Below are 25,946 nucleotides of genomic sequence, written 5' to 3' on the forward strand. Positions count from 1 at the left end.
GGTGTCCTCGTCCTCCCGCCTCCAGTCCCTCGACAGCTGGTACTCCGAGGGGTGGAAGGGCCTGAACGTCGCCGTCCTCGGGCTCGGTGCCACCGGGTTCTCGGTCGCCGACACCCTGGTCGAGCTCGGCAGTGACGTCACGGTGTACTCGACCGACGCGCCGTCGGACAGCGTCGAGCTGCTCGACGTCATAGGCGCGCGCTTCGTGCAGACGCCGCTCGACACCGTGCCGGCCGCGTTGCAGGAGCAGGCGCCGGACGTCGTCGTCGTGTCGCCGGGCCTGCCGCCGCACAACGCCACCGTGCAGTGGTCGGTCGCCAACAGCACCGTCTGGGGCGACATCGAACTGGCCTGGCGCGTGCGCGACAAGGTCGTGCGCGGTCCGGTCGCGGCACCGTGGATCACGATCACGGGCACCAACGGCAAGACCACCACGACGCAGCTCACGACCGCGATGTACGAGGCGGCGGGCCTGCGGGCCGTGGCGTGCGGGAACATCGGCGTGCCGGTGCTCGACGTCGTTCGCGACCCGGACGGCTTCGACGTGCTCGTCGTCGAGCTGTCGAGCCACCAGCTGCACTACATGGCGACCGCCGGCGACGGTGCCGTGGTGCCGCTCGCGAGTGCCTGCCTGAACATCGCCGACGACCACCTCGAGTGGCACGGTTCCGCCGCGGCGTACCGGGCCGCGAAGGCCAAGGTCTACGAGCGCACCGTGATGGCCTGCGTGTACAACACCGCCGACGATGCCACCCGCGACATGGTGCAGGACGCCGACGTGGTCGAGGGCTGCCGTGCCGTCGGCTTCACCCCCGGCGTCCCCGCGCCCGGTGACGTGGGCATCGTCGAGGACGTCCTGTGCGACCGTGCCTTCGGCGAGGACCGCCGGAACAGCGCGCTCGAACTCTCGACCCTCGCCGATCTCGAGGCCGCCGGGCTCGCGAGCCCCCACATGACCATGAACGTGCTGGCCGCCGCCGCCCTCGCACGGGCCGGCACCGTCCAGCCGAGCGCGATCCAGGCCGCCGTCCGTGCTTTCCGGGCCGACCACCACCGCACCGAGCTGGTGGCCCAGTCCGACGGCATCACCTGGGTGGACGACTCCAAGGCCACGAACCCGCACGCCGCGACCGCGTCCCTCGCCTCGTTCGACACCGTGGTGTGGATCGTCGGCGGACTCTTCAAGGGCGTCGACGTCGACGGACTCGTCGCACGGTTCGGCCCCGAGGTCCGTGCCGTCGTCGTGATCGGCGCCGACCGGACCCCCGTCCTGGAGGCATTCGCGCGACACGCGTCCGGGGTGCCGGTGCTGCAGGTGGACACGACGGACACTGATCAGGTCATGCCCGAGGCGGTCCGGCATGCCGCATCGGTCGCGAGGCCGGGCGACACGGTCCTCCTCGCCCCGGCGGCTGCGTCGTTCGACCAGTTCGGCTCCTACGCCGACCGGGGGCGTCGTTTCGCGGCGGCGGTCCACGAGCACCTGGGAGGCAGCGCCGATGGCGACGACGGATCTTCCGAACGGCCGTGAGCGTCGGTCGCCGGTGAACGGCACCGGCACCACCGGCAGCGGCACCGGCTCCCGACGTCGCACGAACGGTGCGTTCGTCGCCGTCAAGAACGTCTTCGTCGCCGAGTCGAGCACCTTCTACACGATCCTCGGCGTCACGCTCTTCCTGGTCGTCTTCGGCGTCGTGATGGTGCTGTCGTCGTCGAGCGTCGAGCAGTACGCCGCGACGCACGACTTCTTCGGTGCGGCATCCCGCCAGGGGCTCTACGCTGTGCTCGGCGTGCCGCTCATGCTCATCGCGAGCCGGGTCCCGACCCGTCTCTGGCGGAAGTGGGCGATGCGGCTGCTCGGTGCGGCGCTTGCCCTGCAGCTGCTCGTCTACACACCGCTCGGCATCGACATCCAGGGCAACCGGAACTGGATCGGCATCGGCTCGTTCACCGCGCAGCCGTCCGAGGTCGTCAAGCTCGGCCTGGTGCTCGGCATCGGCGCGATCATGTACGTCAAGCGCGACAAGCTCGACGACTGGAAAGAGGTGTTCATCCCGATCGGGATCGCCTCGCTCCTGTCGCTCGGTCTCGTCATCCTCGGTGGCGACCAGGGCACCGCGATGATCATGCTCATCCTGGCCCTCGGTGCGCTCTACGTCGGCGGTGCCCGCGCGCGGCACCTGCTCGTCGGCTTGGCGGCGATGGCGGTCATGCTGCCGATCGTCACGATGGCGTCGGCATCGCGCAAGGTGCGCATCAGCGCCTGGCTGTCCGGCTGCACCGACTCGAACCAGTACGCCGACCTCTGCTGGCAGCCCGTGCACGGCATGTGGGCACTGGCGTCCGGCGGCGTGTTCGGCGTCGGCCTCGGCAACTCCAAGGCGAAGTGGTCGTGGCTGCCCGAGGCGGACAACGACTACATCTTCGCGATCATCGGCGAGGAGCTCGGCCTGATCGGCGCCGTCGTGGTGCTCGCGCTGTTCGTGGTGCTCGCCGTCGGCATGATCAAGATCATCCGACAGTCCCGCGACCCGTTCGTGAAGACGGTGACGGGCGGGGTGCTCGCGTGGATCATCGGTCAGGCGCTCGTCAACATCGCCGTGGTTCTCGGCCTGCTGCCGGTGCTCGGCGTCCCACTGCCACTCATCTCCGCAGGTGGTTCCGCCCTCATCATGACCCTGGTGGCGATCGGCGTCGTGCTGTCGTTCGCCCGTGACCTGCCCGGCAAGAACGACCCGCGCACCACGAACCCGCCCCTCGACAGCACCACCACGAACGGACGACTCCGGTGAGCAAGTACCTCTTCGCCGGCGGCGGCACCGCCGGGCACGTCAACCCGCTGCTCGCCGTCGCCGACCGCCTGACCGACCGCGTGCCGGACGCCGAAGTGCTCGTGCTCGGCACGGCCGAGGGTCTGGAATCGCGCCTGGTCCCGATGCGCGGCTACGAACTGCTGACCATCCCGCGCCTGCCGTTCCCCCGGAAGCTGAACGCGAACGCACTGCGCTTCCCGCAGCGCTTCGCCGCCGCGGTGAAGCAGACCGAGCAGATCATCCGCGAGCGCGAGGTCGAGGTCGTCCTCGGCGTCGGGGGCTACGCGGCAGCACCGGCCTACATCGCCGCCCGACGCACGGGCACCCCGATCGTCGTGCACGAGCAGAACGCGAAGCCGGGGCTGGCGAACCGTCTCGCCGCGTTCCTGACCCACCACGTCGGCCTGACGTTCTCGAACACCCGGTTGCGGGGCGGTCGCGTCGTCGGCATGCCGCTCCGGCGCGAGATCGAGTCGCTCGACCGCCGTGCCAGCCGGGCCGAGGCCCTCGCCGAGTTCGGACTCGACCCGGACCGCCCGGTGCTGCTCGTGACCGGCGGCTCGTCGGGGGCCCGGAGCATCAACCGCACGATCAACGCCTCGGCAGCCTCGATCGTGGGCGCCGGTTGGCAGATCCTGCACGTCGTCGGAGCAGCGTCGGACATCGGTCCGAGCGACCTCGACGGCTACCACGTGCTGGCCTACTGCGACCGGATGGACCTGGCGTACGCAGCGAGTGACTTCGTCGTCTCCCGCTCCGGCGCCGGCATGGTCTGCGAGCTCACCGCGGTCGGACTGCCCAGCGTGCTCGTGCCCTACCCCGTCGGCAACGGCGAGCAGCGGCACAACGCCAAGGACGTCGTCGACGCCGGGGGAGCCGTGCTCGTGGCGGACGGGGAATTCGACCAGGACTGGGTGACGTTCCAGCTCCTGACGATCCTGCAGGACCGGTCCCGGATCGCGGACATGACCGTGCGGGCGGGCAGCGTCGGACACCGCGACGGCGCGGACCGGATGACCGACCTGGTCCTCGACGCCGCCGACCACGCCGTCAAGCACGCCGCCAGCACCACGGAGGAACCATGACCATCAAGCCGGACCTCACGAAGCCGATCCCGGACGACCTCGGCACCGTGCACTTCGTCGGCATCGGCGGCGCCGGCATGAGCGGCATCGCCCGGATGTTCCTCGCCTCCGGTCACCGGGTCACCGGCAGCGACTCCCGCGAGACCGAGACGACCGGAACCATGCGGGGCCTCGGCGCCGACGTGCACATCGGCCACGACGCCGCCAACGTCGGCGACGCGGACACGATCGTCGTCACGAGCGCCCTGTGGCCGGACAACCCCGAACTGCTCGAGGCGCAGCGCCGCGGTCTGCCGGTGCTGCACCGCTCGCAGGCCCTCGCAGCGCTCATCGCCGAGCACCGCCTCGTGGCGGTCGCCGGCGCGCACGGCAAGACCACCTCGACCGGCATGATCGTCACCGCGATGGTCGAGCTCGGGCTCGACCCGAGCTACGTCAACGGCGGTGTGATCCAGTCCCTCGGCACGAGCTCCGCACCGGGGTCGAGCGACCTGTTCGTGGTCGAGGCCGACGAGTCCGACGGCTCGTTCCTGCTCTACGACGTCGCCGTGGCCCTGATCACGAACGTCGACGCCGACCACCTGGACCACTACGGCAGCGAGGAAGCCTTCACCGAGGCGTTCGTCGAGTTCGCCGCGAAGGCGAGCGAGCGCGTCGTCATCTCGAGCGACGACGCCGGTGCCAAGACCGTCACGGCCGGCATCCGACAGCGCGCCGACGCCGCCGAGATCGTCACCTTCGGCGAGGCCGTCGACGCCGACGTCCGCATCGAGGGCATCACCGAGTCCGCCGGTGTCGAGGTCGACTTCCGTGCGGCGGGCGAAGCACACCACCTGACGCTGCGCGTGCCCGGTCGGCACAACGCGATCAACGCCGTCGGCGCCTTCGCGGTCCTGACCGGTCTGGGCGTCAGCGCTGCCGACGCGATCCGCGGGCTCGAGGCCTTCGGCGGCACGCAGCGCCGCTTCGAACTGCACGGTGTCGAGCGCGGCGTCTCGGTCTACGACGACTACGCGCACCACCCGACCGAGGTCGCCGCGGCGCTCAAGGCGGCCCGCAACGTCGTCGGCGACGGGCGGATCATCGCGATCCACCAGCCGCACCTGTACTCGCGCACGCGTCTGATGGCCGGCGACTTCGCGCGGGTCTACGAGGAGCTCGCCGACCACACCGTCGTCCTCGACGTCTACGGCGCGCGTGAGGACCCGGAACCCGGCGTGACCGGCGCCCTGGTGCAGGAACGCTTCGCCGACCAGTCCCGCGTGGAGTTCCTGCCGGACTGGGCCGAGGCCTCCGCCCGCGCTGCCGCGGTCGCCCGCGACGGCGACATCATCATGACGCTCAGCTGCGGTGACGTGTACCGGATCATCCCGCAGGTGCTGGGTGCCCTGGCGGACGACGGAGCGTCGTCCCGGTGAGGCGCCCGGAGGGGTTCGACGAGGGGGACGCCCGCAGGGACGTCCCGGCCGAGGGCGCCGACGCGCCCCGGCAGCGTCGTGCCCCCTCGATGCCGCGGCTGCCGTTCCGCGGACGATCCTCCGCTGACGACCGGGAGGCCCGTCCCGCGTCCGACGATTTCGCTGCGGGCGACGACGCCCCAGCCGTCACTCCGGCACCCGCTTCCTCCGGATCGCGCCCCCCAGCGGTCGGTGCGCCCCCGAGCACCGGGGCGCGACGGCCGTCCGCGGGCGCGGATCCGACCACCGATGCCGCCGACTCGACGCGCGACCGCGTCGGCGCCCTCGCGGGCGCGGCCGGCCGCCGCGTCGGCGCCGGCTTCGGGGCCGTCGCCGACCGCCTGCGCGAGTACACACCGGACGAGGACCACCGCGATTCGCGCCCCGACGCGGGCAACGCGCCCCGAGGAGACGGGGCGCGACGACCGTCCGGGGGCGCGGCGGGCAGTGACCGCGACCAGGACGCCACCGTGACCGACGTGCTCGACGCCGGCAGTGCCTCCCGGCCTGGCCACCACGACGGCGCACCGATCGGTGCCGGCGTCCGTGCAGCCGAGACCGCGCGTGAGGCCCGCGTCGCGAAGCGGCGCCGTCGCCTGCTCGAGCGGGCCGAGGTCCGCCGATTCACCCGACGCAGCCGCCACCGTCGCGCCTCCTGGATCACCGCGGCCGGCATCGTCGTCGTGCTCGGCGTCTCGATCCTGGTGGCCGTGTTCTCGCCGCTGATGGCGCTGCAGACGATCGAGGTGAAGGGGACGAACCGCGTCGACGAGACGGCGCTGCGTGAGGCCCTCTCAGACCAGATCGGCACGCCGCTCGCGCGCCTCGACTTCGACGAGATCAAGCAGGACATCGCCGGCTTCCCGCTCATCGAGAGCTACGTGACCGAAGAGGCACCGCCGCACACCCTCGTCGTGACGGTGACCGAGCGGACACCCGTGGTCGCGGTGAAGTCGGGCGCCTCGTTCGACCTCGTCGACCCGGCCGGCATCGTCGTGCAGTCCTCGCCGCAGCGCCCGGCGACGATGCCGCTTGCCGACATCGGTCGTGCGCGCCTCGGGTCGTCGAGCTTCCGCACGATGACCGAGGTCGTGCTGGCGCTGCCCTCGACCGTGCGGACGCAGGTCACCCGGGTCGCGGGGTCCACCGCCGACGACGTGACCCTGACGCTGCGTGACAAGTCGACGGTCGTGTGGGGGAGCCCGGACGACTCCGAGGCGAAAGCGGCGCTGCTCGCGGCGCTGATGAAGGACCACGCTGCGCGCAACCCCGGCGTCGTGGTCGAGTACGACGTCTCGGCGCCCGACAACGGCGTGATCCGCGCGAAGGACTGAATTGCCGACCTGATCGGCGACACGCGGCGTGGCGGGGCGACACTGCGCGGAACCCACCCGTAGCGTCGAAGCCAGCACCACATCTACCAGCATTGCCCCTGAACTTCAAGTAGAGGTTGAGGGTTCAACCGGAGGCCTGACTGACGTGACCACGAACCACAACTACCTCGCCGTCATCAAGGTCGTCGGTGTCGGCGGCGGCGGCGTCAACGCCGTCAACCGGATGATCGAACTCGGCCTCCGTGGGGTCGAGTTCATCGCGATCAACACCGACGCGCAGGCGCTGCTGCTCAGCGATGCCGACGTCAAGCTCGACGTCGGCCGCGAGATCACCCGCGGCCTCGGCGCCGGCGCGGACCCCGAGGTCGGCCGACGTGCCGCCGAGGACCACGCCGAAGAGATCGAAGAGGCACTCGCCGGTGCCGACATGGTCTTCGTCACCGCCGGTGAAGGCGGTGGGACCGGCACGGGTGGTGCGCCCGTCGTCGCCCGCATCGCCAAGTCGATCGGTGCGCTCACGATCGGCGTCGTCACGAAGCCGTTCAGCTTCGAGGGCAAGCGTCGTCAGTCGCAGGCCGAGAACGGCGTCGCCGGGCTCAAGGACGAGGTCGACACGCTCATCGTCGTGCCGAACGACCGCCTGCTCGAGATCAGTGACCGCGGCATCTCCATGGTCGAGGCCTTCGCCACGGCCGACCAGGTGCTCCTCGCCGGCGTGCAGGGCATCACCGACCTGATCACCACCCCGGGTCTCATCAACCTCGACTTCGCCGACGTCAAGTCGGTCATGCAGGGTGCGGGTTCCGCGCTGATGGGCATCGGCTCCTCGCGCGGTGCCGACCGCGCCATCAAGGCAGCCGAGCTCGCTGTGGCGTCGCCGCTGCTCGAGGCCTCGATCGACGGGGCGCACGGCGTGCTGCTGTCGATCCAGGGAGGCTCGAACCTCGGCATCTTCGAGATCAACGACGCCGCGCGTCTGGTGCAGGAAGCCGTGCACCCCGAAGCGAACATCATCTTCGGAGCCGTCATCGACGACACCCTCGGTGACGAGGTCCGCGTGACCGTCATCGCCGCGGGCTTCGACGGCGGCGAGCCGGCGCAGCAGCAGAAGGAGCGTCGCTCGAGCTACGTCGACCCCGACGCGGGCGTGACCGCTCCCGTCGCCGCGTCGACCGGTGCGATCGAGGACTCCAGCACCTCGAGCCCGTCGTGGGCCTCGCAGGAGCACCAGCCGCCGGTGCAGCGCGCCGCCGACCCGGCGTTCGACGACGACGACGAACTCGACGTCCCCGACTTCCTGAAGTAACCGTTCCATGGCAGGTGATCCGCGCCTCCCGTCCTCGCCTCGTGACGACGGACTGGAGGCGCGTCTCGCGTCCGTCAGGAGCGGCATCGCCGACGCGGCGCGCGCCGCAGGGCGCTCGGTCGACGACCTGACGCTCATCGTGGTCACGAAGTACCACCCGGCGTCCCTGGTGCGTGCCCTGGCGGCACTCGGCGTCACCGACGTGGGGGAGAACCGCCACCAAGAGGCGCAGTCCAAGGCCGCGGAACTCGCCGACCTCGGCCTGACCTGGCACTTCGTCGGGCAGCTGCAGTCGAAGAAGGCCCGGCAGGTCCGCCGGTACGCCCACGTCGTGCAGTCGCTCGACCGCACGTCCGTCGTGGACGCCTTCGCGCCGACCGAAGCCGAGCCGGACCCGCCGGTCATCGACGGGTTCGTGCAGGTCAACCTGACCGACGACCCCGGACGCGGCGGCGTGCAGCCGGACGAGGTCGAGACGATGGCGACCCGGGTGCTCGAGACCGGCACGATCCGCCTGCGAGGCGTGATGGCCGTCGCGCCGCTCGACGAAGAGCCTCGTGCGGCCTTCGCCCGTCTGCGGCAGATCTCAGACCGGGTCGTGGCCCTCGAGCCCGGCGCCACCGACATCTCGGCCGGGATGAGCGGCGACTACGCCGACGCGGTCTTCGAAGGCGCGACACACCTGCGGATCGGCACCGCAATCACGGGAAATCGGCCGGCGGCACCCTAGCCTCGTTGCAGGGCATCCACGTGCACCAACCTCCGGAGGAACCATGGCCAACCCGCTGAAGAAGACGATGGTCTACCTCGGCCTCGCCGACGAGGAACTCGACTACGAGGACGAGCCGCAGCAGGCTGCGCCCCTGCGCCAGCAGGCACCTGCCGCTCCCGCTCCTCCGGAGAATCCCGCCCCTGCGGCTGCCCCCGAGGCCACGGCCGCTCCGGCCGCGGCCTCCGCCGCCGCTCCGGCTGCGACGAAGACGCACACCCACCAGCGCGGCGCCCAGGTCACTCCGCTCCGCCGCTCGCACACGACCGCACAGAAGGCGACCCCGGTCCAGGAAATGAACGAGATCCTCACCGTCCACCCGCGCGAGTACAAGGACGCCCAGTCCATCGCGGAGAGCTTCCGTGACGGCATCCCCGTCATCATCAACCTGTCGCAGATGACCGAAAACGACGCGCGTCGCATGATCGACTTCGCCTCGGGCCTGTCGCTCGGCCTGTACGGCAAGATCGAGCGCGTCACGAACAAGGTCTTCCTGCTGTCGCCCGCGCACGTCGCAGTGAGCGGTGAGCCGGCTGAGGTAGAGTCCGACATCGAGGCGAACTTCTTCGCCCAGTCCTGAGCCGCCCCCGGCCACCCGCCCGTGAGCGTCGTCGCATGACGACACTCGCCCGAGACGAGCGAGCCCCATCGTGTCCGTGATCCTAGGGATCATCTCCCTCGCCCTGCTGCTGTACTTCTTCGTCATGTGGGGGCGGTTCGCGCTCGACCTCGTGCAGAACTTCAACCGGTCCTGGCGGCCGCGCGGGGGACTGCTCGTGGTGTCCGAGTTCGTCTACACGATCACCGACCCGCCCATCCGTGCGGTTCGTCGGGTCCTGCCGCCGCTCCGCATGGGGCCGGTGGCGCTCGACTTCGGCTGGACGATCGTCATGCTCGTCGTGATCATCGCCCGGGTCGTCGTCAACGGCATCGCCGTCGCGGTCTGACCCGATCCAGGGCCGATCCAGGTCCGCAACACGCGCCGCGCCGATGCAGCGGTCGTCGTTCCGCCCCATCGTCGGTGTACGGTGGTCGGGATCGATGCTCGCCTCCGGCGCGGCATCCGCACCACACGTCGTGACTGGTAGGTTCGGTCACGACGCAAGTGGTTCCACACGTTCAGCAGTTCTATTGAGGTGACGGCAATGGCTTTGACGCCGGAAGACGTAGTCAACAAGCGGTTCCAGCCGACGAAGTTCCGCGAGGGCTACGACCAGGACGAGGTCGACGACTTCCTCGACGAGGTCGTGGTCGAGCTCCGTCGCCTGACCGCGGAGAACGACGAGCTCCGCCAGCGCCTGCAGGCGGCTGAGTCGGCCGAGTCGGCTCCGACGCTCACGAAGAGCGACGAGCCCGCTCCCGTTGCAGAGCCGGAGCCCGTCCCAGCCCCGGTCGAGGCGGCTCCCGAGCCCGCTCCGGTCGCAGCGGCCGCCCCGGCGACCACGGTCCCGGCGGACGAGGACACCGAGGGCACCACGAACCTCCTGACGCTCGCGCGTCGTCTGCACGAGGAGCACGTGCGCGAAGGCGTCGAGAAGCGCGACGCGCTCATCGCCGAGGGCACCGCCCAGGCAGCGCGCCTCGTCTCCGAGGCCGAGGCCAAGCAGCGCCAGATCATCGCCGACACCGAGAACACGAACCGTCAGCGTGTCGCAGTGCTCGAGCAGGAGCAGCGCCAGCTCGAGGGCAAGATCGACGAGCTCCGCACCTTCGAGCGCGACTACCGCGCACAGCTCAAGAGCTACATCCAGGGGCAGCTCTCCGAGCTCGACTCCTCGAACGAGCAGTCCGGTCTCACCCCGGCGCCGGCATCGGCGCAGGGCTTCGGCAACTGACGTTGTCGCGACCAGCATCACGAGCGAAGGTCAGTGTCCGCGCAATCGCGGCACTGGCCTTCGCCGCTGTCGTGGTGGTGGCGTTCGACCAGGTCGCGAAGGCGCTGGTCGTCGCCAACCTGCCGTACGGCACCCCGGTCGAGGTCGTCGGCGGCGCACTCCAGTTCCTGTACGTCCGGAACCCCGGGGCAGCGTTCTCGTTCGCAGTGAACATGACCTGGGTCTTCTCGGTCATCTCCGCCGCGGTCGTCGTCGCGATCATCGTCTACTCGCGACGCATCCGGTCGATGTGGTGGGCCATCGTGCTCGGCATGCTGCTGGGTGGTGCGCTCGGCAACCTGATCGACCGGCTCTTCCGTGAGCCCGGCTTCGGTCGCGGCCACGTGGTCGACTTCATCTCGACGCCGTGGATGATGCCGGCGATCTACAACGTCGCTGACTCGTTCATCTGCATCAGCATGGTGGTCTTCGTGGTGCTGGTGATCCTCGGGGTGAACCTCGACGGGTCCCGGACCGTCTCGGCCAAGCGTGCCGCGCAGGCCGACACGACCGAGCCGCTCGACGGTGGGGTCGCGTTCTCGGCGCCCGCAGCCGACGCGGTATCGCCCGCAGCCGACGTGGCGGAGCCGGAGCGGGCCTCCCGTCCGGATCAGCGCGACCGGCGCGACGCGCTGGGGCACGACGCCACGTGAGCGAAACGCGTTCTCTTCCCGTCCCCGACGGGCTCGCCGGCGAGCGTGTCGACGCCGCCATCGCGAAGCTCCTCGGGTTCAGTCGGTCGTTCGCGGCCGACGTGGTCGCCGCCGGTGGGGTCCGGGTCGACGGCGTCCCGGTCGACAAGTCCGACCGGCTGCACGCCGACTCGTGGCTCGAGGTCGAGTGGTCCCCGAAGGAGCCGCCGCGCATCGTACCGGCCGTCGTCCCGGGGATGACGATCGTGCACGACGACGAGGACATCGTCGTCGTCGACAAGCCGGTCGGCGTCGCCGCGCACCCCTCGCCCGGCTGGGACGGCCCGACCGTGCCCGGAGGCCTCGCCGCCGCCGGGTTCACCATCGCGACGTCGGGCGCCGCCGAGCGCGCGGGCATCGTGCACCGCCTCGACGTCGGGACCTCGGGACTGATGGTCGTCGCGAAGACCGAGCTCGCCTACACGCACCTCAAGCGTGCCTTCAAGGAGCGCACGGTCGAGAAGGTCTACCACGCGCTCGCGCAGGGGCACCCCGACCCGACCTCCGGCACCGTCGACGCGCCGATCGGCCGCCACCCGTCGAGTGACTGGAAGTTCGCGGTCACCGCCGACGGCAAGCCGAGCGTCACCCACTACGAGACGCTCGAGGCGTTCCGCTCCGCGACCCTGCTCGAGGTCCACCTCGAGACCGGTCGCACCCACCAGATCCGCGTCCACATGGCTGCGACACGGCACCCGCTCGTCGGCGACACGATGTACGGCGCGGACCCGGTGCTGTCGCAGGAGCTCGGGCTGACCCGTCAGTGGCTCGACGCCGTGCGGCTCGGGTTCGACCACCCGCGCACGGGCGAGTGGGTGTCGTTCCGGGCTGAGTACCCCGAGGACCTGCGGCTCGCGCTCGAGCGCATCCGCGCCGCTTCGTCCTGACGCGGGCGCGCGCTGGTCGCGCGCGTCGCGTTGGTCGCACGGGTCCCGTCGTCGTCGTCGTGTCGGTCGCCCGAGGTGCCGAAATCTCGGCATCTGGGCGCGCCGTGCGTCGGTCCGTGGAACCTCGGCGGAGCGCACACGGCGTGTTGCGGAACCCCGACGAACGAGCGGTGGGCGTGTCGCGTGCGCTCCGCCAAACCCCGGCCGGGAGGCCCGTGGCGTCCCCGTCCCGCTCCGCACGCCCGCCACGCCCCGGCTCCACCGCCGAGAGGGCAGGATCTGCGGACCTCGCCTCCGCCAATCGTCGCTTCCTGCACCCTCGCCGGACTGCGCGCGGCGTGTCGTGCGACCTCGGCGGCGGACCGCTCGGACACGCGCGGGTTTGTCCGCGGTCGCGGTTAGGCTGTTCGCGTCCCGCAAGCAGCTCGTTCGACCGGAGGTTCCGTGGCGGATTCCGACTCCTTCGTCCACCTGCACGTGCACAGCGAGTACTCGATGCTCGACGGCGCGGCCAGGCTCGGCGACCTCGTGCAGGAGACCGCTGCGCAGGGCATGCCGGCCGTGGCGGTGACCGACCACGGCAACATGTTCGGCGCTTTCGAGTTCTGGAAGGCCGCCAAAGCCGGCGGCGTCAAGCCGATCATCGGAACAGAGGCGTACATCACGCCCCGGACGCACCGCACGGACAAGACCCGTGTGCGGTGGGGCGACGGCGGTGGGGACGACGTCTCCGGTGCCGGGTCGTACACGCACATGACGATGTTCGCCGAGAACACCACGGGCATGCACAACCTGTTCCGGCTGTCGTCGAAGGCATCGCTCGAGGGCTACTACTTCAAGCCGCGCATGGACATCGAGCTGCTGCAGGAGTACCACGAGGGCATCATCGCCACGACGGGGTGCCCGTCGGGCGAGGTCCAGACGCGCCTGCGCCTCGGTCAGTACGACGAAGCCGTCAAGGCCGCCGCCGACTACCGCGACATCTTCGGCAAGGAGAACTACTTCGCCGAGGTCATGGACCACGGACTCGAGATCGAGCGTCGCATCATGAGCGACCTGATCCGGCTGGCCAAGGACCTCGACATCCCGTTGGTCGGCACGAACGACCTGCACTACACGCACTCGCACGACGCGAAGTCGCACGCGGCCCTGCTCTGCGTGCAGTCCGGTTCGACGCTCAACGACCCGAACCGCTTCAAGTTCGATGCCGACGAGTTCTACCTGAAGTCGCCGCAGCAGATGCGGCACGTCTTCCGCGACAACCCCGAGGCCTGCGACAACACGTTGCTGATCGCCGAGCGGTGCAACGTCGAGTTCGACACCTCGGCGAACTACATGCCGAAGTTCCCGGTGCCGGCGGGGGAGACCGAGCACTCCTGGTTCGAGAAAGAGGTCGCAAAGGGGCTGGACTACCGGTACCCCGACGGCATCCCGGCCGAGGTGCAGGAGCGCGCCGACTACGAGGTCGGGATCATCAACCAGATGGGGTTCCCGGGGTACTTCCTCGTGGTCTCCGACTTCATCCTCTGGTCGAAGAACAACGGCATCCGAGTCGGCCCCGGTCGTGGTTCCGGCGCCGGGTCGATGGTGGCCTACGCGATGCGCATCACCGACCTCGACCCGATCCGCCACGGACTGATCTTCGAGCGCTTCCTCAACCCGGACCGCGTCTCGATGCCCGACTTCGACGTCGACTTCGACGACCGGCGCCGCGGTGAGGCGATCAAGTACGTCACCGAGAAGTACGGCTCCGAACGTGTCGCGCAGATCGTCACGTACGGCACGATCAAGGCGAAGCAGGCGCTGAAGGACTCCTCGCGCGTCCTCGGCTTCCCGTTCGGCATGGGCGAGAAGCTCACCAAGGCGATGCCGCCGCCCGTGATGGGCAAGGACATCCCGCTCACCGGGATCTTCGACAAGGACCACCCGCGCTACAAGGAAGCCGTCGACGTCCGCACCGTGGTCGAGAACGACCCCGAGGCGCGGACGGTCTTCGACACCGCGCTCGGGCTCGAGGGGCTGAAGCGTCAGTGGGGCGTGCACGCGGCCGGCGTCATCATGTCGAGCGACCCGCTCATCGACATCATCCCGATCATGAAGCGGGAGCAGGACGGCCAGGTCGTCACGCAGTTCGACTACCCGGCAGCGGAGTCGCTCGGCCTGATCAAGATGGACTTCCTGGGGCTCCGCAACCTCACGATCATCAGTGACGCCCTCGACAACATCAAGAACAACCGCGGCATCGAGCTCGACCTCGAGACCATGGGGCTCGAAGACCCCGAGGCGTACGCGCTCCTGCAACGCGGTGACACGCTCGGTGTCTTCCAGCTCGACGGCGGGCCGATGCGTGGGCTGCTGCGGCTGATGAAGCCCGACAACTTCGAGGACATCTCCGCGCTCATCGCCCTGTACCGTCCGGGGCCCATGGGTGCGAACTCGCACACGAACTACGCGCTCCGCAAGAACGGCGAGCAGGCGATCACGCCGATCCACCCGGAGCTCGAGGAACCCCTGGCGGAGATCCTCGGCGGCACCTACGGCCTGATCATCTACCAGGAGCAGGTCATGGCCATCGCGCAGAAGGTCGCGGGGTTCTCCCTCGGCCAGGCGGACATCCTCCGCCGCGCGATGGGCAAGAAGAAGAAGTCCGAGCTCGACAAGCAGTACGCGGGCTTCGAGAAGGGCATGCTGGACAACGGCTACTCGGCTGCTGCCATCAAGATGCTCTGGGACATCCTGCTGCCGTTCTCCGACTACGCGTTCAACAAGGCGCACTCCGCAGCGTACGGCGTCGTCTCGTTCTGGACCGCGTACCTCAAGGCGCACTACCCGGCCGAGTACATGGCGGCGCTGCTCACCTCGGTGGGCGACGCGCGCGACAAGCTGGCGCTCTACCTCAACGAGTGCCGCCGCATGGGCATCAAGGTCATGCCGCCGGACGTCAACGAGTCGATCGGCTTCTTCGCCGCCGTGGGTGAGGACATCCGCTTCGGCATGGGCGCCATCCGCAACGTCGGCTTCAACGTCGTCGACGACATCGTGAAGGCCCGCAACGAGAAGGGTGCGTTCGAGTCGTTCCACGACTTCCTGCGCAAGATCCCGATCTCGTCGGCGAACAAGCGGACCGTCGAGTCCCTCATCAAGGCGGGTGCCTTCGACGAGTTCGGCGACTCCCGCCGCGCGCTCGTCGAGATCCACGAGGGCGCGGTCGAAGGCGCGGTGAAGGTCAAGCGTGACGAGGCCCACGGCAACGTCGGCTTCGACTTCGACTCGCTGTTCGCCGAGGTCGCCGAGGAATCGCCGGCCGCCGGTCCGGTGTCACAGGTACCGGACCGCCCGGAGTGGTCGAAGCGCGACAAACTCGCCTTCGAGCGCGACATGCTCGGGCTCTACGTCTCGGACCACCCGCTCGCCGGGCTCGAGATCGAGCTCGCGAAGCACCAGTCGATCACCATCGCCGACCTCATCGGTGCGGACGACTCGATCGAGGGCGAGACCGTCACGGTCGCGGGGCTGCTGACGAGCGTGCAGCACCGGGTGGCGAAGACGAGCGGCAACCCGTACGGCATCGTCGACATCGAGGACTTCGGCGGCCAGATCGGCGTGATGTTCCTCGGCAAGACCTACCAGGAGTTCGGTCCGTCGCTGGTGGCCGACTCGATCGTGGTCCTGCGCGGCCGCGTGAACGTCCGTGACGACGGCAAGGCCCTGCACGCGGTGAGCATGTTCCAGCCGGCGATCGGCGACGCGATGGGCTCCGGCCCGCTCACGTTGTCGCTGCCAGAGCGCCAGGCCACCACGTCGACCGTGACGGAGCTCGCGGCCGTGCTCGGACGGCACCAGGGTGAGACCGAGGTCCGGCTGAAGCTGCTCAAGGACGACGTCGCGCGCACGTTCGAGCTGCCGTTCCCCGTGAACCTGACGCCCGACCTGTTCGGCGAGCTGAAGAGCCTGCTCGGGCCGCGCTGCCTGGTCTGACGCAGTGACCGACGACCCACCCGGCCCGGACGTGCTCCACGCGTTCGGGGTCGGTGGGTGCGCACCGGTGCTGCTCGCCGGTGGACGCGGCCTGACGTGGCATGTCGGCGACCTCGTGCTCCGTCCGCACGACGGTCCGTCGGTCACCGACTGGCGGGCCGGCGTGCTCGCCGCGCTCGAGCCCTCCTCGGCGTTCCGGACGCCCCGTCCGGTGACGACGACCGACGGCGCGTGGCGGTCCGGGGCGTGGGAAGCGTGGGAGTACGTCGCCGGCCGTGCGGACGAGTCCCGCGTCCTGGACGTGATCCGAACCGGCCGCGCATTCCACCAGGCGATCGCGGAGCTCGACCGCCCGGCGTTCCTCGACCATGCCGCCGACCCGTGGAGCCGTGCCGACCGCATGGCCTGGGGTGAGGACCCCCTGCCGGCGGATCCGACCCTCGACCGACTCGCCGGTGTGTTCCAGCCCGTCCACGAGCCGTCGCAGCTCGTCCACGGCGACCTGCTCGGCAACGTGCTCTTCGCCGAGGGGCAGCCGCCGGCCGTCATCGACTGGCCGCCGTACTGGCGTCCTGCCGGGTTCGGCGCCGCCGTCGCCGTCGCGGACGCCGCGTGCTGGCACGGCTTCCCGCTCGATCGGGTGCAGGTCGTCGGTCCCGATCAGCCCGCGTGGGCGCAGCTGCTCGTGCGTGCACTGACGTTCCGGATCGCGACGGCCGTCCTGCTCGGCGCCTGGGACGGCACAGCGATCGCCCGTCACCAGCCGGTCGTGAACGCGGTCGTCTCCGCCGCTTCGTGCGGTACCGTGCAGGCGTGAGTCGGGGGATCAGGGGCGTGGGGCGTTCGGTCGCGGCTGTCGTGGCCGCCGCGGTGGTGATCGCGGTGTCGGGGTGCACCAACCACCTCGACGCCGGAACGGACGGAGCCGACGAGTTCGCGGCACACTTCCGTTCGGTCGACGGAGTGCAGCGCGTCCGGGGTGGTGGGACCAACGACCTGCCGTTCTCCGGCTCGGCGATGGTCCGCGTGGTGCTCGACGACGGGCTGTCCGACGACGACCTGACCGCACTGGTCGACGACATGGGCGAGTACATGGCGACCCACAGCAACGGGTCGTTGTCCTGGAGCGGCACCGCCACCGTCGACGGGTGGACGCTGCCGCTCGTCGCGAAGCGGACGCCGAACCACCGGGTGCTGGGTGCCCTCGAGCAGGTCCGCCACGACGACCGGTTCGCCGGCGGCGAGATCGATCGGTCGTCAGGGGTGGCGATCCACGCCGCAGGACCGACGGACCTCGTCGCCGCGTGGGACGCCGCTCGGACGGTCGCTCGGACGGCGGGACTGTCAGCTGACCGAGCTGTCTCGTACGCCGACCCGGAAACCGATCCGGACGCGGACGGCGCGGCCTCGGCGACGCCCGAGGCCACTGCTCGGTGGGTCCTCTCGTCATCCGACGCGGACGCACGCGACTTCCCCGAGATCGCCCGACCCGAGGCCCGGGCACGCCAGACGCCACGGCCGACCGCTGAGCCCGACGCTGGTCCGGCCGACGCCGACGAACTCCGGACCCGCGTCGCGCGTGTGATGGCGGATCCCGACGTGGACGGTGCCGTCGTCACCCCCACGACGGTGTCGGTCCGCGCGACGACCGCGGCGGCCCAGCGCGACGTCCGGGACCGCGTGGCGCCGAAGGTCCCCGACGGTGTCGCGCTCCTGGTGTCCGGCGGTGACGTTCACCGGACCGGTGCGGGGGACTACTCCCAGACGGACCGGATCGCCGATGCCGTCGCACGCACCGGCACGTCGGTCTCGCGGGTGGAGGCGACGCCCACCGGTGTCGGGTTCGTGGTGTCCGACCTCGCGGCGGCGGAGACGGTCGCCCGTGCCGTGCGGGCCACCGGTGACGTCAAGGGTGTCGAGCGGATAGTCATCGCCTCCGACGTCGACGGACTCGACGCGTTCCGGCAGCCGCGCGCCGGGTTCGCCGTGGTCGCAGCACCGGGGGCGATCGAACGGGCCGTCGCGGTGTCGACCGCGCTGTCGTCGTCCGCGCCCACGCTGGTGGAGTTCCCGACCGGTCGTGCCGTCGACACGGAACTCTGGCTGTCGGCGCAGTCCACCGCGGACTTCCCGGCACTCGCGCGGGCACTCCGACCGTTGGGACTCGACGGGGCGCGTACCCAGATCCGGATCGACGACGACGGCAGCGTCCTCAACTGCACCATCGGGGACACCCTCGAGGTCTCCCGGGCGGGGGAGGACGACCAGGACCGGCGGAACCGTGCCGCACTGCAGGACGCCTGGCGTGCAGCCGGCTGAGTGCGGTCAGTGGTCCTCGGTAGGCTTGTGCCCTGATGATGCAGCGAATCGACCTCCGCGGCGGCCTGCCCGCCCGTGCCGAACTCCTCCGACTCATGCCGCGCGCCTTGGGTGACGTGTCGCACGCGGTCGACGCCGCCCGCGAGCTCGTCGAGGACGTCCGACACCGCGGAGCGGACGCGCTGCACGACCAGGCCGAACGGTTCGACGGCGGCGCTCCGGCGAACGTCCGAGTGCCGGCCGCCGAGATCGCCGCCGCCGTGGCCGGGCTCACCCCCGAGGTCCGCGCCGCCCTCGACGAAGCGATCCGACGGGTCCGTGCTGCCAGTGCCGCCCAGGTGCCGGCCGGCTCGGTGACCACGCTCGCCGACGGCGCCGAGGTGCACCAGCGCTGGCAGCCGATGCGCCGTGTCGGGCTCTACGTGCCCGGCGGCAAGGCGGTCTACCCGTCCAGCGTCGTGATGAACGTCGTCGCGGCCCAGGTCGCGGGCGTCCCGTCGATCGCCCTCGTGTCGCCGCCGCAGCGCGACCACGGCGGCGCGGTGCACCCGACGATCCTCGCCGCGGCCGGGCTCCTCGGCGTCGACGAGGTCTACGCGATGGGCGGTGCCGGCGCGATCGGCGCGCTGGCGTACGGCGTGCCGTCGATCGACCTCGAACCCGTCGACCTGGTCACCGGTCCCGGCAACAACTACGTCGCCGCGGCGAAGCGCCTGGTGCGCGGGGTCGTCGGCATCGACGCCGAGGCCGGCGCGACCGAGATCCTGGTGATCGCGGACGACACCGCCGACGCCGGGTTCGTCGCGGCCGACCTGATCAGCCAGGCCGAGCACGACGAGCAGGCCGGCAGTGTACTGGTGACGACGTCGGCGACGTTCGCCGACGCCGTGGAAGCGGCCATCCCGGAGCGCACGGCGGTGCTCGGGACGGCTGCGCGCCTCCAGACCGCACTGGACGGACCGCAGTCCGCGATCGTGCTGGTGGACTCCCTCGCCGACGCCGCGACCGTGAGCAACGCCTACGGGCCGGAACACCTCGAGATCCAGACGGTCGACGACGACGCCGTGCTGGCGGACATCGACGCCGCAGGCGCGGTGTTCGTCGGACCGAGCACACCCGTCAGCCTGGGGGACTACCTGGCCGGGTCGAACCACGTGCTGCCGACCGGTGGTCAGGCGCGCTTCGGGTCCGGGCTGTCCGCGTCGACGTTCCTGCGGCCGCAGCAGGTGGTCCGGTACACGCCGGCGGCCCTGGCCGAGGTTGCGCCGCACATCGTCGCGCTGTCGACCGAGGAGCAGCTCCCCGCGCACGGTGCCGCCGTGACGGAGCGCACGAACCGATAGCCTGGGCGACGACATGTTCTGCCCCTTCTGCCGCCACCCGGACTCCCGCGTCGTCGACTCACGGACGAGCGACGACGGAACCTCCATCCGCCGCCGTCGACAGTGCCCCAACTGCGGGCGACGCTTCTCGACCACCGAGACCGCGTCGCTCAACGTCGTGAAGCGCAACGGCGTCACCGAACCCTTCAGCCGCGACAAGATCGTCTCCGGGGTGCGCAAGGCGTGCCAGGGACGCCCTGTCACCGACGGCGACCTGGCCGTCCTCGCGCAGCGGGTCGAGGAGACCGTGCGCTCGTCCGGCTCGAGCCAGATCGACGCGAACGACATCGGCCTCGCGATCCTCGCGCCCCTCCGTGAACTCGACGAGGTCGCCTACCTGCGGTTCGCGAGCGTCTACCAGGCGTTCGACTCGCTCGAGGACTTCGAGGACGCCATCGGGCAGCTCCGACGCGACCACCGCGGTGCCGCTGCGTCGGCCGTATCCGCCGCCGGTGCCGGTGCTACGGGTGCAGGTGCCGCGTCGCCGGCGGGTGCCGGCGCGTGAGCGGCGTCGCGGAGCGACTCGTCCGGAACGGGTACGCCGTCGTCTTCCGGTCGGTGTTCGCGAACATGGACCCCGAGCGCGCCCACCACCTGGCGTTCGCCGTGATCAAGGCCCTGCCGCACGTGCCGTTCGTCGGGGGACTGGTCGAGCGGTACTCCCGCCCCTCGGCAGCGGACGGCATCACGACGATGGGCATCCACTTCCCGTCACGCTTCGGCCTGGCCGCCGGGTTCGACAAGGACGCCCGTGGCATCCGGGGACTGGGCCTGCTCGGGTTCGGGCACGTCGAGGTCGGCACGATCACCGCGAAGCCGCAGCCCGGCAACGAGCGTCCGCGCCTGTTCCGGCTCATCGCGGACCGCGCGCTGATCAACCGCATGGGCTTCAACAACCACGGCGCCGGTGCGGCAGCCCGACGCCTCGAGCACGCCCGCCGCAACCCGGGTCGACCCGTCATCGGCGTGAACATCGGCAAGAGCCGGGTCGTCGCGGTCGAGGACGCCATCGAAGACTACCTCGAGTCAACCCGCCGCCTCGCGCCGTTCGCCGACTACCTGGCCGTCAACGTCAGCTCGCCGAACACGCCCGGGCTGCGTGGACTGCAGGAACTCGACCAGCTCCGGCCGCTGCTGTCCGCCGTCCACGACGCCGCTGGTCGCACGCCGGTCCTGGTCAAGATCGCACCGGACCTGACCGACGAGCAGATCGATGCGATCGCCGGTCTCGCGGTCTCGCTGGGGCTGTCGGGCATCATCGCCAACAACACGACGATCTCCCGCGACGGGCTGACCGCGGATGCGTCCGAGGTCGAGGCCATGGGCGCCGGGGGACTCTCCGGTGCACCCGTCGCGGCGCGGTCACTCGAGGTGCTGCGACGCGTCCGCGCGACGGTGCCGTCCGACTTCTGCGTCATCGCGGTCGGCGGCGTGACGACCGAGCAGGACGTCCAGGACCGCATCGACGCCGGCGCGACACTCGTGCAGGGGTACACGGCCTTCCTCTACGAGGGGCCGACCTGGGCGACGCGCATCAACCGCTTGCGGCGCAAGCGGCTGCGACGCGCCGCGCGCTGAGCGCGGGTCGCGCGGGGGCCCGTGCGCGGGCCCGTGCGTCCGCCCAGGTTCCGAAATCTCGGCATGTCGCGGCCCTCGGCCGCCGTTCCTGGAACCGCGGTGACACGCGCGCGGCGAGTCGCGGAACCTCGCCGGCCACCCCTGGGACGGGAGGCCCGGTGCGGCCCCGCCCCGCGCCTCCCGTCCGCTGGTACGCAGCCACGCTCGGACGCCGCTGGCGAGGGTCCGAAATTTTGGAACCTCGGCGCGCACGCGCGCCGTCTGTGGAACCTCGGCGGCGTGCATACGGCGAGTCGTGGAACCTCGGGGCCCGCGAGCCGCGCGGGGCGCCGCAACGACGAAGCGCCGCCCGGCGAGGCCGGACGGCGCTTCGGTACTGCGGCGCAGCCTCAGAGGGCGGGGTACTGCCCGCGCTTCACCTGGGGCTTCGGCAGACGCAGGAACCGCAGCTGCCATGCCCGCGTGAGGATGTAGAGGAACGTGCCGCGCTGCATGTCGCCGAACTTGGTGGTCAGTTTGCGACGCATCGACAGCCAGAGCACGACGCAGTCGAGCACGAACAGGGCGACGAACGCCCACACCAGCAGGAGCGAGTACGACGCGATCGCGGTCTGCGAGGCGGCGAACCCGACGATCAGGAACAGCACGAGCACGGGCATCATGACCTCGCCGACGTTCCAACGCGCGTCGATCCAGTTGCGGACGAAGCGACGCTGCTCACCGCGGTCCTTCGCCGGCAGGTAGCGCTCCTCGCCGTTGGCCATGCCGACCCGGGCACGCTCGCGATCGGAGTTGAGACGCGCGCGGGCGGCCTTCTTGTCGACCGGCGTGTTGCCGACGAGGGGGCGGCGGTTCGCTGCCTCGCGCTCACGGCGGGACGGGGTGGGGCGGCCCTTGCCCTGCTCGAGGAGTTCTTCCTCGGTGGGGTTCACGGTCGTGTTGGTCTTGGGGGCTGCCTTCGCCACGGTGCGTTCCTAACGGCGTTGTGCGTGCGGGATCGTCCTCTAGATTACCGGGCATGACCGACACCGCACAGCCCAGCTCCGCGACCGACCCCGCTCTCCTCGACGCCCTCCGCGAACAGGTGCAGGGTGCACTGCCCACGACGATCGCTGATCTGTCCGCGCTGGTGCGGATCCCGTCGGTGTCGTGGTCTTCCTTCGACCCGGCGAACGTGCGTGCCAGCGCCGAGGCCGTGGCGGACCTGGCCCGGTCCACCGGCGTGTTCGGTGCCGACGACGTGCGGATCGTGCGGTCGGCAGTCGAAGGCGACACGGCCGATGCCGCGACGTCCGACGCGGAGCTCGGCCAGCCCGCCGTGCTCGCCGTCCGGCCGGCCCGGAACGGCAAGCCGACCGTGATGCTCTACGCCCACCACGACGTGCAGCCGCAGGGTGACGACGCGCTGTGGGAGACGCCGCCGTTCGAGCCGACGCTCCGCGGGGACCGGTTGTACGGCCGCGGCGCCTCGGACGACAAGGCCGGCGTGATGACGCACATCGCCTCGCTGCGGGCGATCCACGCGCAGTTCGGTGACGACCTCGACCTCGGTGTCGTCCTGTTCGTCGAGGGTGAGGAGGAGTTCGGATCGCGCTCGTTCCGCACCTTCCTGCGCGAGCAGAAGGAGCACCTCGCCGCCGACGTCATCGTGGTGGCCGACAGCGACAACTGGTCGGTCGACGTCCCGTCCATCACGGTCTCGCTCCGCGGCAACGTCACCTTCAAGCTCACCCTGACCACGCTCGAGCACGCCAGCCACAGCGGGATGTTCGGGGGAGCGGCCCCGGACGCCATGATCCCCATGGTCCGGCTGCTGGCCTCGCTGCACGACGACGAGGGTTCGGTCGCCGTCGACGGGCTGACCTCGTACGAGGCCGACGTGCCGGAGCGCACCGAGGCCGAACTCGCGGTCGACGCCGCGCTGCTGCCGGGTGTGCAGCCCGTCGGCCGCGGTGACGTGCTGTCCCGCATGTGGTTCCAGCCGTCGATCACCGTGACCGGCATGGACGTGCCGAGCGTCGCGAACGCGTCGAACACGCTGCTGCCGACCGTCTCGGCCCGGGTCTCGGTCCGGGTCGCACCCGGACAGGCCGCCACCGACGCGTACAGGGCGGTAGAACGCCACCTGCGCGAACACGTGCCGTTCGGGGCGCGACTCGACATCAGCGAGCCGGACGCCGGCGACGGGTTCCTGGTGGACACCAGTGGCTGGGCAGTCCAGGAAGCGCGGACCGCGATGGCCGAGGGCTGGGGTGCACAAGCCGTCGAGCAGGGCATCGGCGGCTCGATCCCCTTCGTCTCGGACCTGGCGGCGGAGTTCCCGGAGGCGCAGATCCTGGTCACCGGGGTGGAAGACCCCGACACCCGCGCCCACAGCCCGAACGAGTCGCAGCACCTCGGTGTCCTGCACCGGGCGATCGCGTCCGAGACGATCCTGCTCGCCAGGCTCGCGACGCGCAGCTGACGGTGCTTAGAATCGACGCCAGGCGCGGTGAACCGCACCGCCCGGAGGGAGACGCGCGATGAGCGACACCATCACCACCGACGCACCAGCGACCGAGGCAGCGTCGCACGGCGTCCTCCTGAGCGACGCCGCGGCCGGCAAGGTGGCGAGTCTCCTCGAGCAGGAGGGTCGCGACGACCTGCGCCTGCGCCTCGCCGTCCAGCCCGGCGGTTGCTCGGGCCTGATCTACCAGCTGTACTTCGACGAGCGACTGCTCGACGGTGACGTCACCGCCGAGTTCGACGGTGTCGAGGTCGTGGTCGACAAGATGAGCGTCCCGTACCTCGACGGCGCGACGATCGACTTCGAGGACACGATCCAGAAGCAGGGCTTCACGATCGACAACCCGAACGCGCAGGGCAGCTGCGCGTGCGGTGACAGCTTCCACTGATCACCAGCCGATCCGACACGCGAGCGGGGAGCGACCGACACGGTCGCTCCCCGCTCGCGTTCGTCGTGCCGTGCGGTGGCAGTGTGACCGGGGAAAACGGCCGGTCAAGAGTGCGGATCGCGGCGATGAGCGTGTCGGGTGTGCGCGAGCGGTACCGAGCTGCGAGTAAGCTAGGAGTGTTCCAATCAGTCTGGGAGCCAGCCATGTGTCGCCTTCGCGCGGCTCGGCGGGTTCGGTTCCGGGCTCACGTCTTTTGCGAGAGGTAACAGTGCGTTCGAATCGCCGTATACGTTGGGCGGCCGTCCCGGTGGCCGTCGGTCTGGTCATCGCACTGGCTGGCTGCTCGCAGCAGCAGTTGAACGGATGGCTCCCCGGCACGGAGGAGACGAAGGACGTCACCAACCACACGAGCCGCATCGTCGGCCTGTGGACCACCAGCTGGGTGGTGCTCCTCGCCGTCGGTCTCATCGTCTGGGGCCTGATCATCTGGGCAGCGATCGTGTACCGCCGCCGGAAGGGCCAGACCGGCCTGCCCGTGCAGATGCGCTACAACATGCCGCTCGAGATCTTCTACACGATCGTGCCGCTGATCCTGGTGCTCGGCTTCTTCGCCTTCACCGCGAAGGACCAGGCCGCCATCGAGAAGCCGTTCACCGACCCCGACGCCACCGTGCACGTGTACGGCAAGCGCTGGGCGTGGGACTTCAACTACATCAACAAGGACAACCCCGAGGACAGCGTCTACTACCAGGGCATCCAGGCCCAGGAAGAAGAGAACGCCAAGGGCGCCATCGACGAGTCGCAGCTGCCGACCCTCTACCTGCCCCAGGGCAAGAAGGTCGCGATCGAGCTCTCCTCGCGCGACGTCGACCACTCCTTCTGGATCATCGACTTCCTGTACAAGAAGGACATGCTCCCCGGTAAGACGAACTGGGAGTACTTCATCCCGGAGAAGCTCGGGACGTACCAGGGCAAGTGCGCGGAGCTCTGCGGTGAGTACCACTCGCTGATGCTCTTCCAGGTGAAGGTCGTCACGCCGGCGCAGTACCAGGACTACCTCGACACCCTGAAGGACCAGGGCAAGGTCGGGCTCCTCGGCGACGAGTACAACACCAACACGAACGAACCGAACAACAAGGCGCCGGTCGAGGCGTCCAGCGAGAACAAGTAGGGGCTCGTCAGATGACAACGTCTTTCGTCGGCCAACCGACCCAGACTGCTTCGCCGGACTTCCAGGCGTCGAAGGTGGGCCGGAAGGGCAACATCATCGTTCGGTGGATCACCTCCACCGACCACAAGACCATCGGGTACATGTACCTGATCGCGTCCTTCGTGTTCTTCCTGCTCGCGGGTGTGATGGCGCTGGTCATCCGTGCCCAGCTGTTCGAGCCCGGCCTGCACGTGGTCGCGACGAAGGAGCAGTACAACCAGCTCTTCACGATGCACGGCACGATCATGCTGCTGATGTTCGCGACGCCGCTCTTCTCGGGCTTCGCGAACGCGATCATGCCGCTCCAGATCGGTGCCCCGGACGTCGCCTTCCCGCGCCTCAACGGCTTCGCGTTCTGGCTGTACCTG

Annotated in this window: 23 protein-coding genes; 22 read left to right on the top strand and 1 reads right to left on the bottom strand. The window is 70.2% G+C overall.

The features are described 5' to 3' along the window. Position 1 precedes the first annotated feature (1 nt). The 18 genes from murD (at position 2) to ITJ59_RS17610 (ending at position 21,474) form a co-directional block, all read left to right on the top strand. Positions 2-1,531 carry a UDP-N-acetylmuramoyl-L-alanine--D-glutamate ligase gene (gene murD / locus ITJ59_RS17525; protein WP_194652590.1) on the top strand — a complete coding sequence of 510 codons (1,530 nt, stop codon included), beginning with the start codon at positions 2-4 and terminating at the stop codon, positions 1,529-1,531. Beyond that, positions 1,500-2,792, top strand: a complete 1,293-nt coding sequence (gene ftsW, locus ITJ59_RS17530; RefSeq protein ID WP_194652591.1) for a putative lipid II flippase FtsW — start codon at positions 1,500-1,502, stop codon at positions 2,790-2,792. The genes murD and ftsW overlap by 32 nt, the downstream gene beginning before the upstream one ends. After that, positions 2,789-3,898 (top strand): UDP-N-acetylglucosamine--N-acetylmuramyl-(pentapeptide) pyrophosphoryl-undecaprenol N-acetylglucosamine transferase, encoded by a 1,110-nt coding sequence (locus tag ITJ59_RS17535; protein WP_194652592.1) that lies wholly within the window; start codon positions 2,789-2,791, stop codon positions 3,896-3,898. Before ftsW ends, ITJ59_RS17535 begins: the two co-directional genes overlap by 4 nt. Beyond that, positions 3,895-5,316, top strand: coding sequence for a UDP-N-acetylmuramate--L-alanine ligase (murC, locus tag ITJ59_RS17540; RefSeq protein ID WP_194652593.1), 1,422 nt, complete (start codon positions 3,895-3,897; stop codon positions 5,314-5,316). The genes ITJ59_RS17535 and murC overlap by 4 nt, the downstream gene beginning before the upstream one ends. Further along, complete coding sequence (locus ITJ59_RS19740; protein ID WP_194652594.1) at positions 5,313-6,689, top strand: FtsQ-type POTRA domain-containing protein; 1,377 nt, start codon at positions 5,313-5,315, stop codon at positions 6,687-6,689. The genes murC and ITJ59_RS19740 overlap by 4 nt, the downstream gene beginning before the upstream one ends. Before the next feature lie 145 nt (positions 6,690-6,834). Then, entirely contained in the window at positions 6,835-7,995 is a 1,161-nt protein-coding gene (ftsZ, locus tag ITJ59_RS17550) for a cell division protein FtsZ (RefSeq protein WP_194652595.1), read from the top strand. Between the two features lie 7 nt (positions 7,996-8,002). After that, positions 8,003-8,725, top strand: coding sequence for a YggS family pyridoxal phosphate-dependent enzyme (locus ITJ59_RS17555; RefSeq protein ID WP_194652596.1), 723 nt, complete (start codon positions 8,003-8,005; stop codon positions 8,723-8,725). Positions 8,726-8,768: 43 nt separating this feature from the next. After that, on the top strand, positions 8,769-9,344 hold the full coding sequence (locus ITJ59_RS17560; RefSeq protein WP_194652597.1) for a cell division protein SepF: 576 nt from the start codon (positions 8,769-8,771) through the stop codon (positions 9,342-9,344). 70 nt (positions 9,345-9,414) lie between these two features. After that, positions 9,415-9,711, top strand: coding sequence for a YggT family protein (locus ITJ59_RS17565; RefSeq protein WP_111085780.1), 297 nt, complete (start codon positions 9,415-9,417; stop codon positions 9,709-9,711). Between the two features lie 198 nt (positions 9,712-9,909). Further along, positions 9,910-10,599 carry a DivIVA domain-containing protein gene (locus ITJ59_RS17570; RefSeq protein WP_194652598.1) on the top strand — a complete coding sequence of 230 codons (690 nt, stop codon included), beginning with the start codon at positions 9,910-9,912 and terminating at the stop codon, positions 10,597-10,599. A 2-nt stretch (positions 10,600-10,601) separates the two neighbouring features. Further along, a complete protein-coding gene (lspA, locus tag ITJ59_RS17575; RefSeq protein WP_228511796.1) occupies positions 10,602-11,291 on the top strand; it encodes a signal peptidase II in 690 nt (229 codons plus the stop codon). Then, on the top strand, positions 11,288-12,217 hold the full coding sequence (locus ITJ59_RS17580; protein WP_194652599.1) for an RluA family pseudouridine synthase: 930 nt from the start codon (positions 11,288-11,290) through the stop codon (positions 12,215-12,217). Before lspA ends, ITJ59_RS17580 begins: the two co-directional genes overlap by 4 nt. 495 nt (positions 12,218-12,712) lie before the next feature. Further along, the gene (gene dnaE, locus ITJ59_RS17585) at positions 12,713-16,195 is read left to right on the top strand and encodes a DNA polymerase III subunit alpha (protein WP_416354879.1); all 3,483 of its coding nucleotides are present in this window, start codon (positions 12,713-12,715) and stop codon (positions 16,193-16,195) included. A gap of 4 nt (positions 16,196-16,199) precedes the next feature. Then, the gene (locus ITJ59_RS17590) at positions 16,200-17,012 is read left to right on the top strand and encodes a hypothetical protein (RefSeq protein WP_194652601.1); all 813 of its coding nucleotides are present in this window, start codon (positions 16,200-16,202) and stop codon (positions 17,010-17,012) included. Further along, a complete protein-coding gene (locus tag ITJ59_RS17595) occupies positions 17,009-18,514 on the top strand; it encodes a hypothetical protein (protein ID WP_194652602.1) in 1,506 nt (501 codons plus the stop codon). Before ITJ59_RS17590 ends, ITJ59_RS17595 begins: the two co-directional genes overlap by 4 nt. A 35-nt stretch (positions 18,515-18,549) precedes the next feature. Then, positions 18,550-19,857, top strand: a complete 1,308-nt coding sequence (gene hisD, locus ITJ59_RS17600) for a histidinol dehydrogenase (RefSeq protein ID WP_194652603.1) — start codon at positions 18,550-18,552, stop codon at positions 19,855-19,857. Between the two features lie 13 nt (positions 19,858-19,870). Further along, positions 19,871-20,401 carry a transcriptional regulator NrdR gene (gene nrdR, locus ITJ59_RS17605; protein WP_194652604.1) on the top strand — a complete coding sequence of 177 codons (531 nt, stop codon included), beginning with the start codon at positions 19,871-19,873 and terminating at the stop codon, positions 20,399-20,401. 65 nt (positions 20,402-20,466) lie between these two features. Then, positions 20,467-21,474 carry a quinone-dependent dihydroorotate dehydrogenase gene (locus ITJ59_RS17610; RefSeq protein WP_228511858.1) on the top strand — a complete coding sequence of 336 codons (1,008 nt, stop codon included), beginning with the start codon at positions 20,467-20,469 and terminating at the stop codon, positions 21,472-21,474. A 389-nt stretch (positions 21,475-21,863) separates the two neighbouring features. On the opposite strand, the gene ITJ59_RS17615 is transcribed toward ITJ59_RS17610, so the two are convergent. Continuing rightward, positions 21,864-22,439: a DUF3043 domain-containing protein gene (locus tag ITJ59_RS17615; RefSeq protein ID WP_194652606.1), complete on the bottom strand. Its 576-nt coding sequence runs from the start codon at positions 22,437-22,439 to the stop codon at positions 21,864-21,866. Positions 22,440-22,492: 53 nt separating this feature from the next. Here ITJ59_RS17615 and ITJ59_RS17620 point away from each other — a divergent pair, with 53 nt between their 5' ends. The 4 genes from ITJ59_RS17620 to ITJ59_RS17635 form a co-directional block, all read left to right on the top strand. Further along, the gene (locus ITJ59_RS17620) at positions 22,493-23,938 is read left to right on the top strand and encodes a dipeptidase (RefSeq protein WP_194652607.1); all 1,446 of its coding nucleotides are present in this window, start codon (positions 22,493-22,495) and stop codon (positions 23,936-23,938) included. A 58-nt stretch (positions 23,939-23,996) separates the two neighbouring features. Further along, positions 23,997-24,368 (top strand): HesB/IscA family protein, encoded by a 372-nt coding sequence (locus tag ITJ59_RS17625; RefSeq protein WP_123312923.1) that lies wholly within the window; start codon positions 23,997-23,999, stop codon positions 24,366-24,368. Positions 24,369-24,636: 268 nt separating this feature from the next. Further along, complete coding sequence (gene coxB, locus ITJ59_RS17630; protein ID WP_194652608.1) at positions 24,637-25,539, top strand: cytochrome c oxidase subunit II; 903 nt, start codon at positions 24,637-24,639, stop codon at positions 25,537-25,539. Between the two features lie 11 nt (positions 25,540-25,550). Then, the coding region (locus tag ITJ59_RS17635) for a cbb3-type cytochrome c oxidase subunit I (RefSeq protein WP_194652609.1) at positions 25,551-25,946 on the top strand (396 nt) is incomplete at its 3' end.

It is taken from the genome of Curtobacterium sp. VKM Ac-1393 (assembly GCF_015350995.1).
Classification (GTDB): Bacteria; Actinomycetota; Actinomycetes; order Actinomycetales; family Microbacteriaceae; genus Curtobacterium.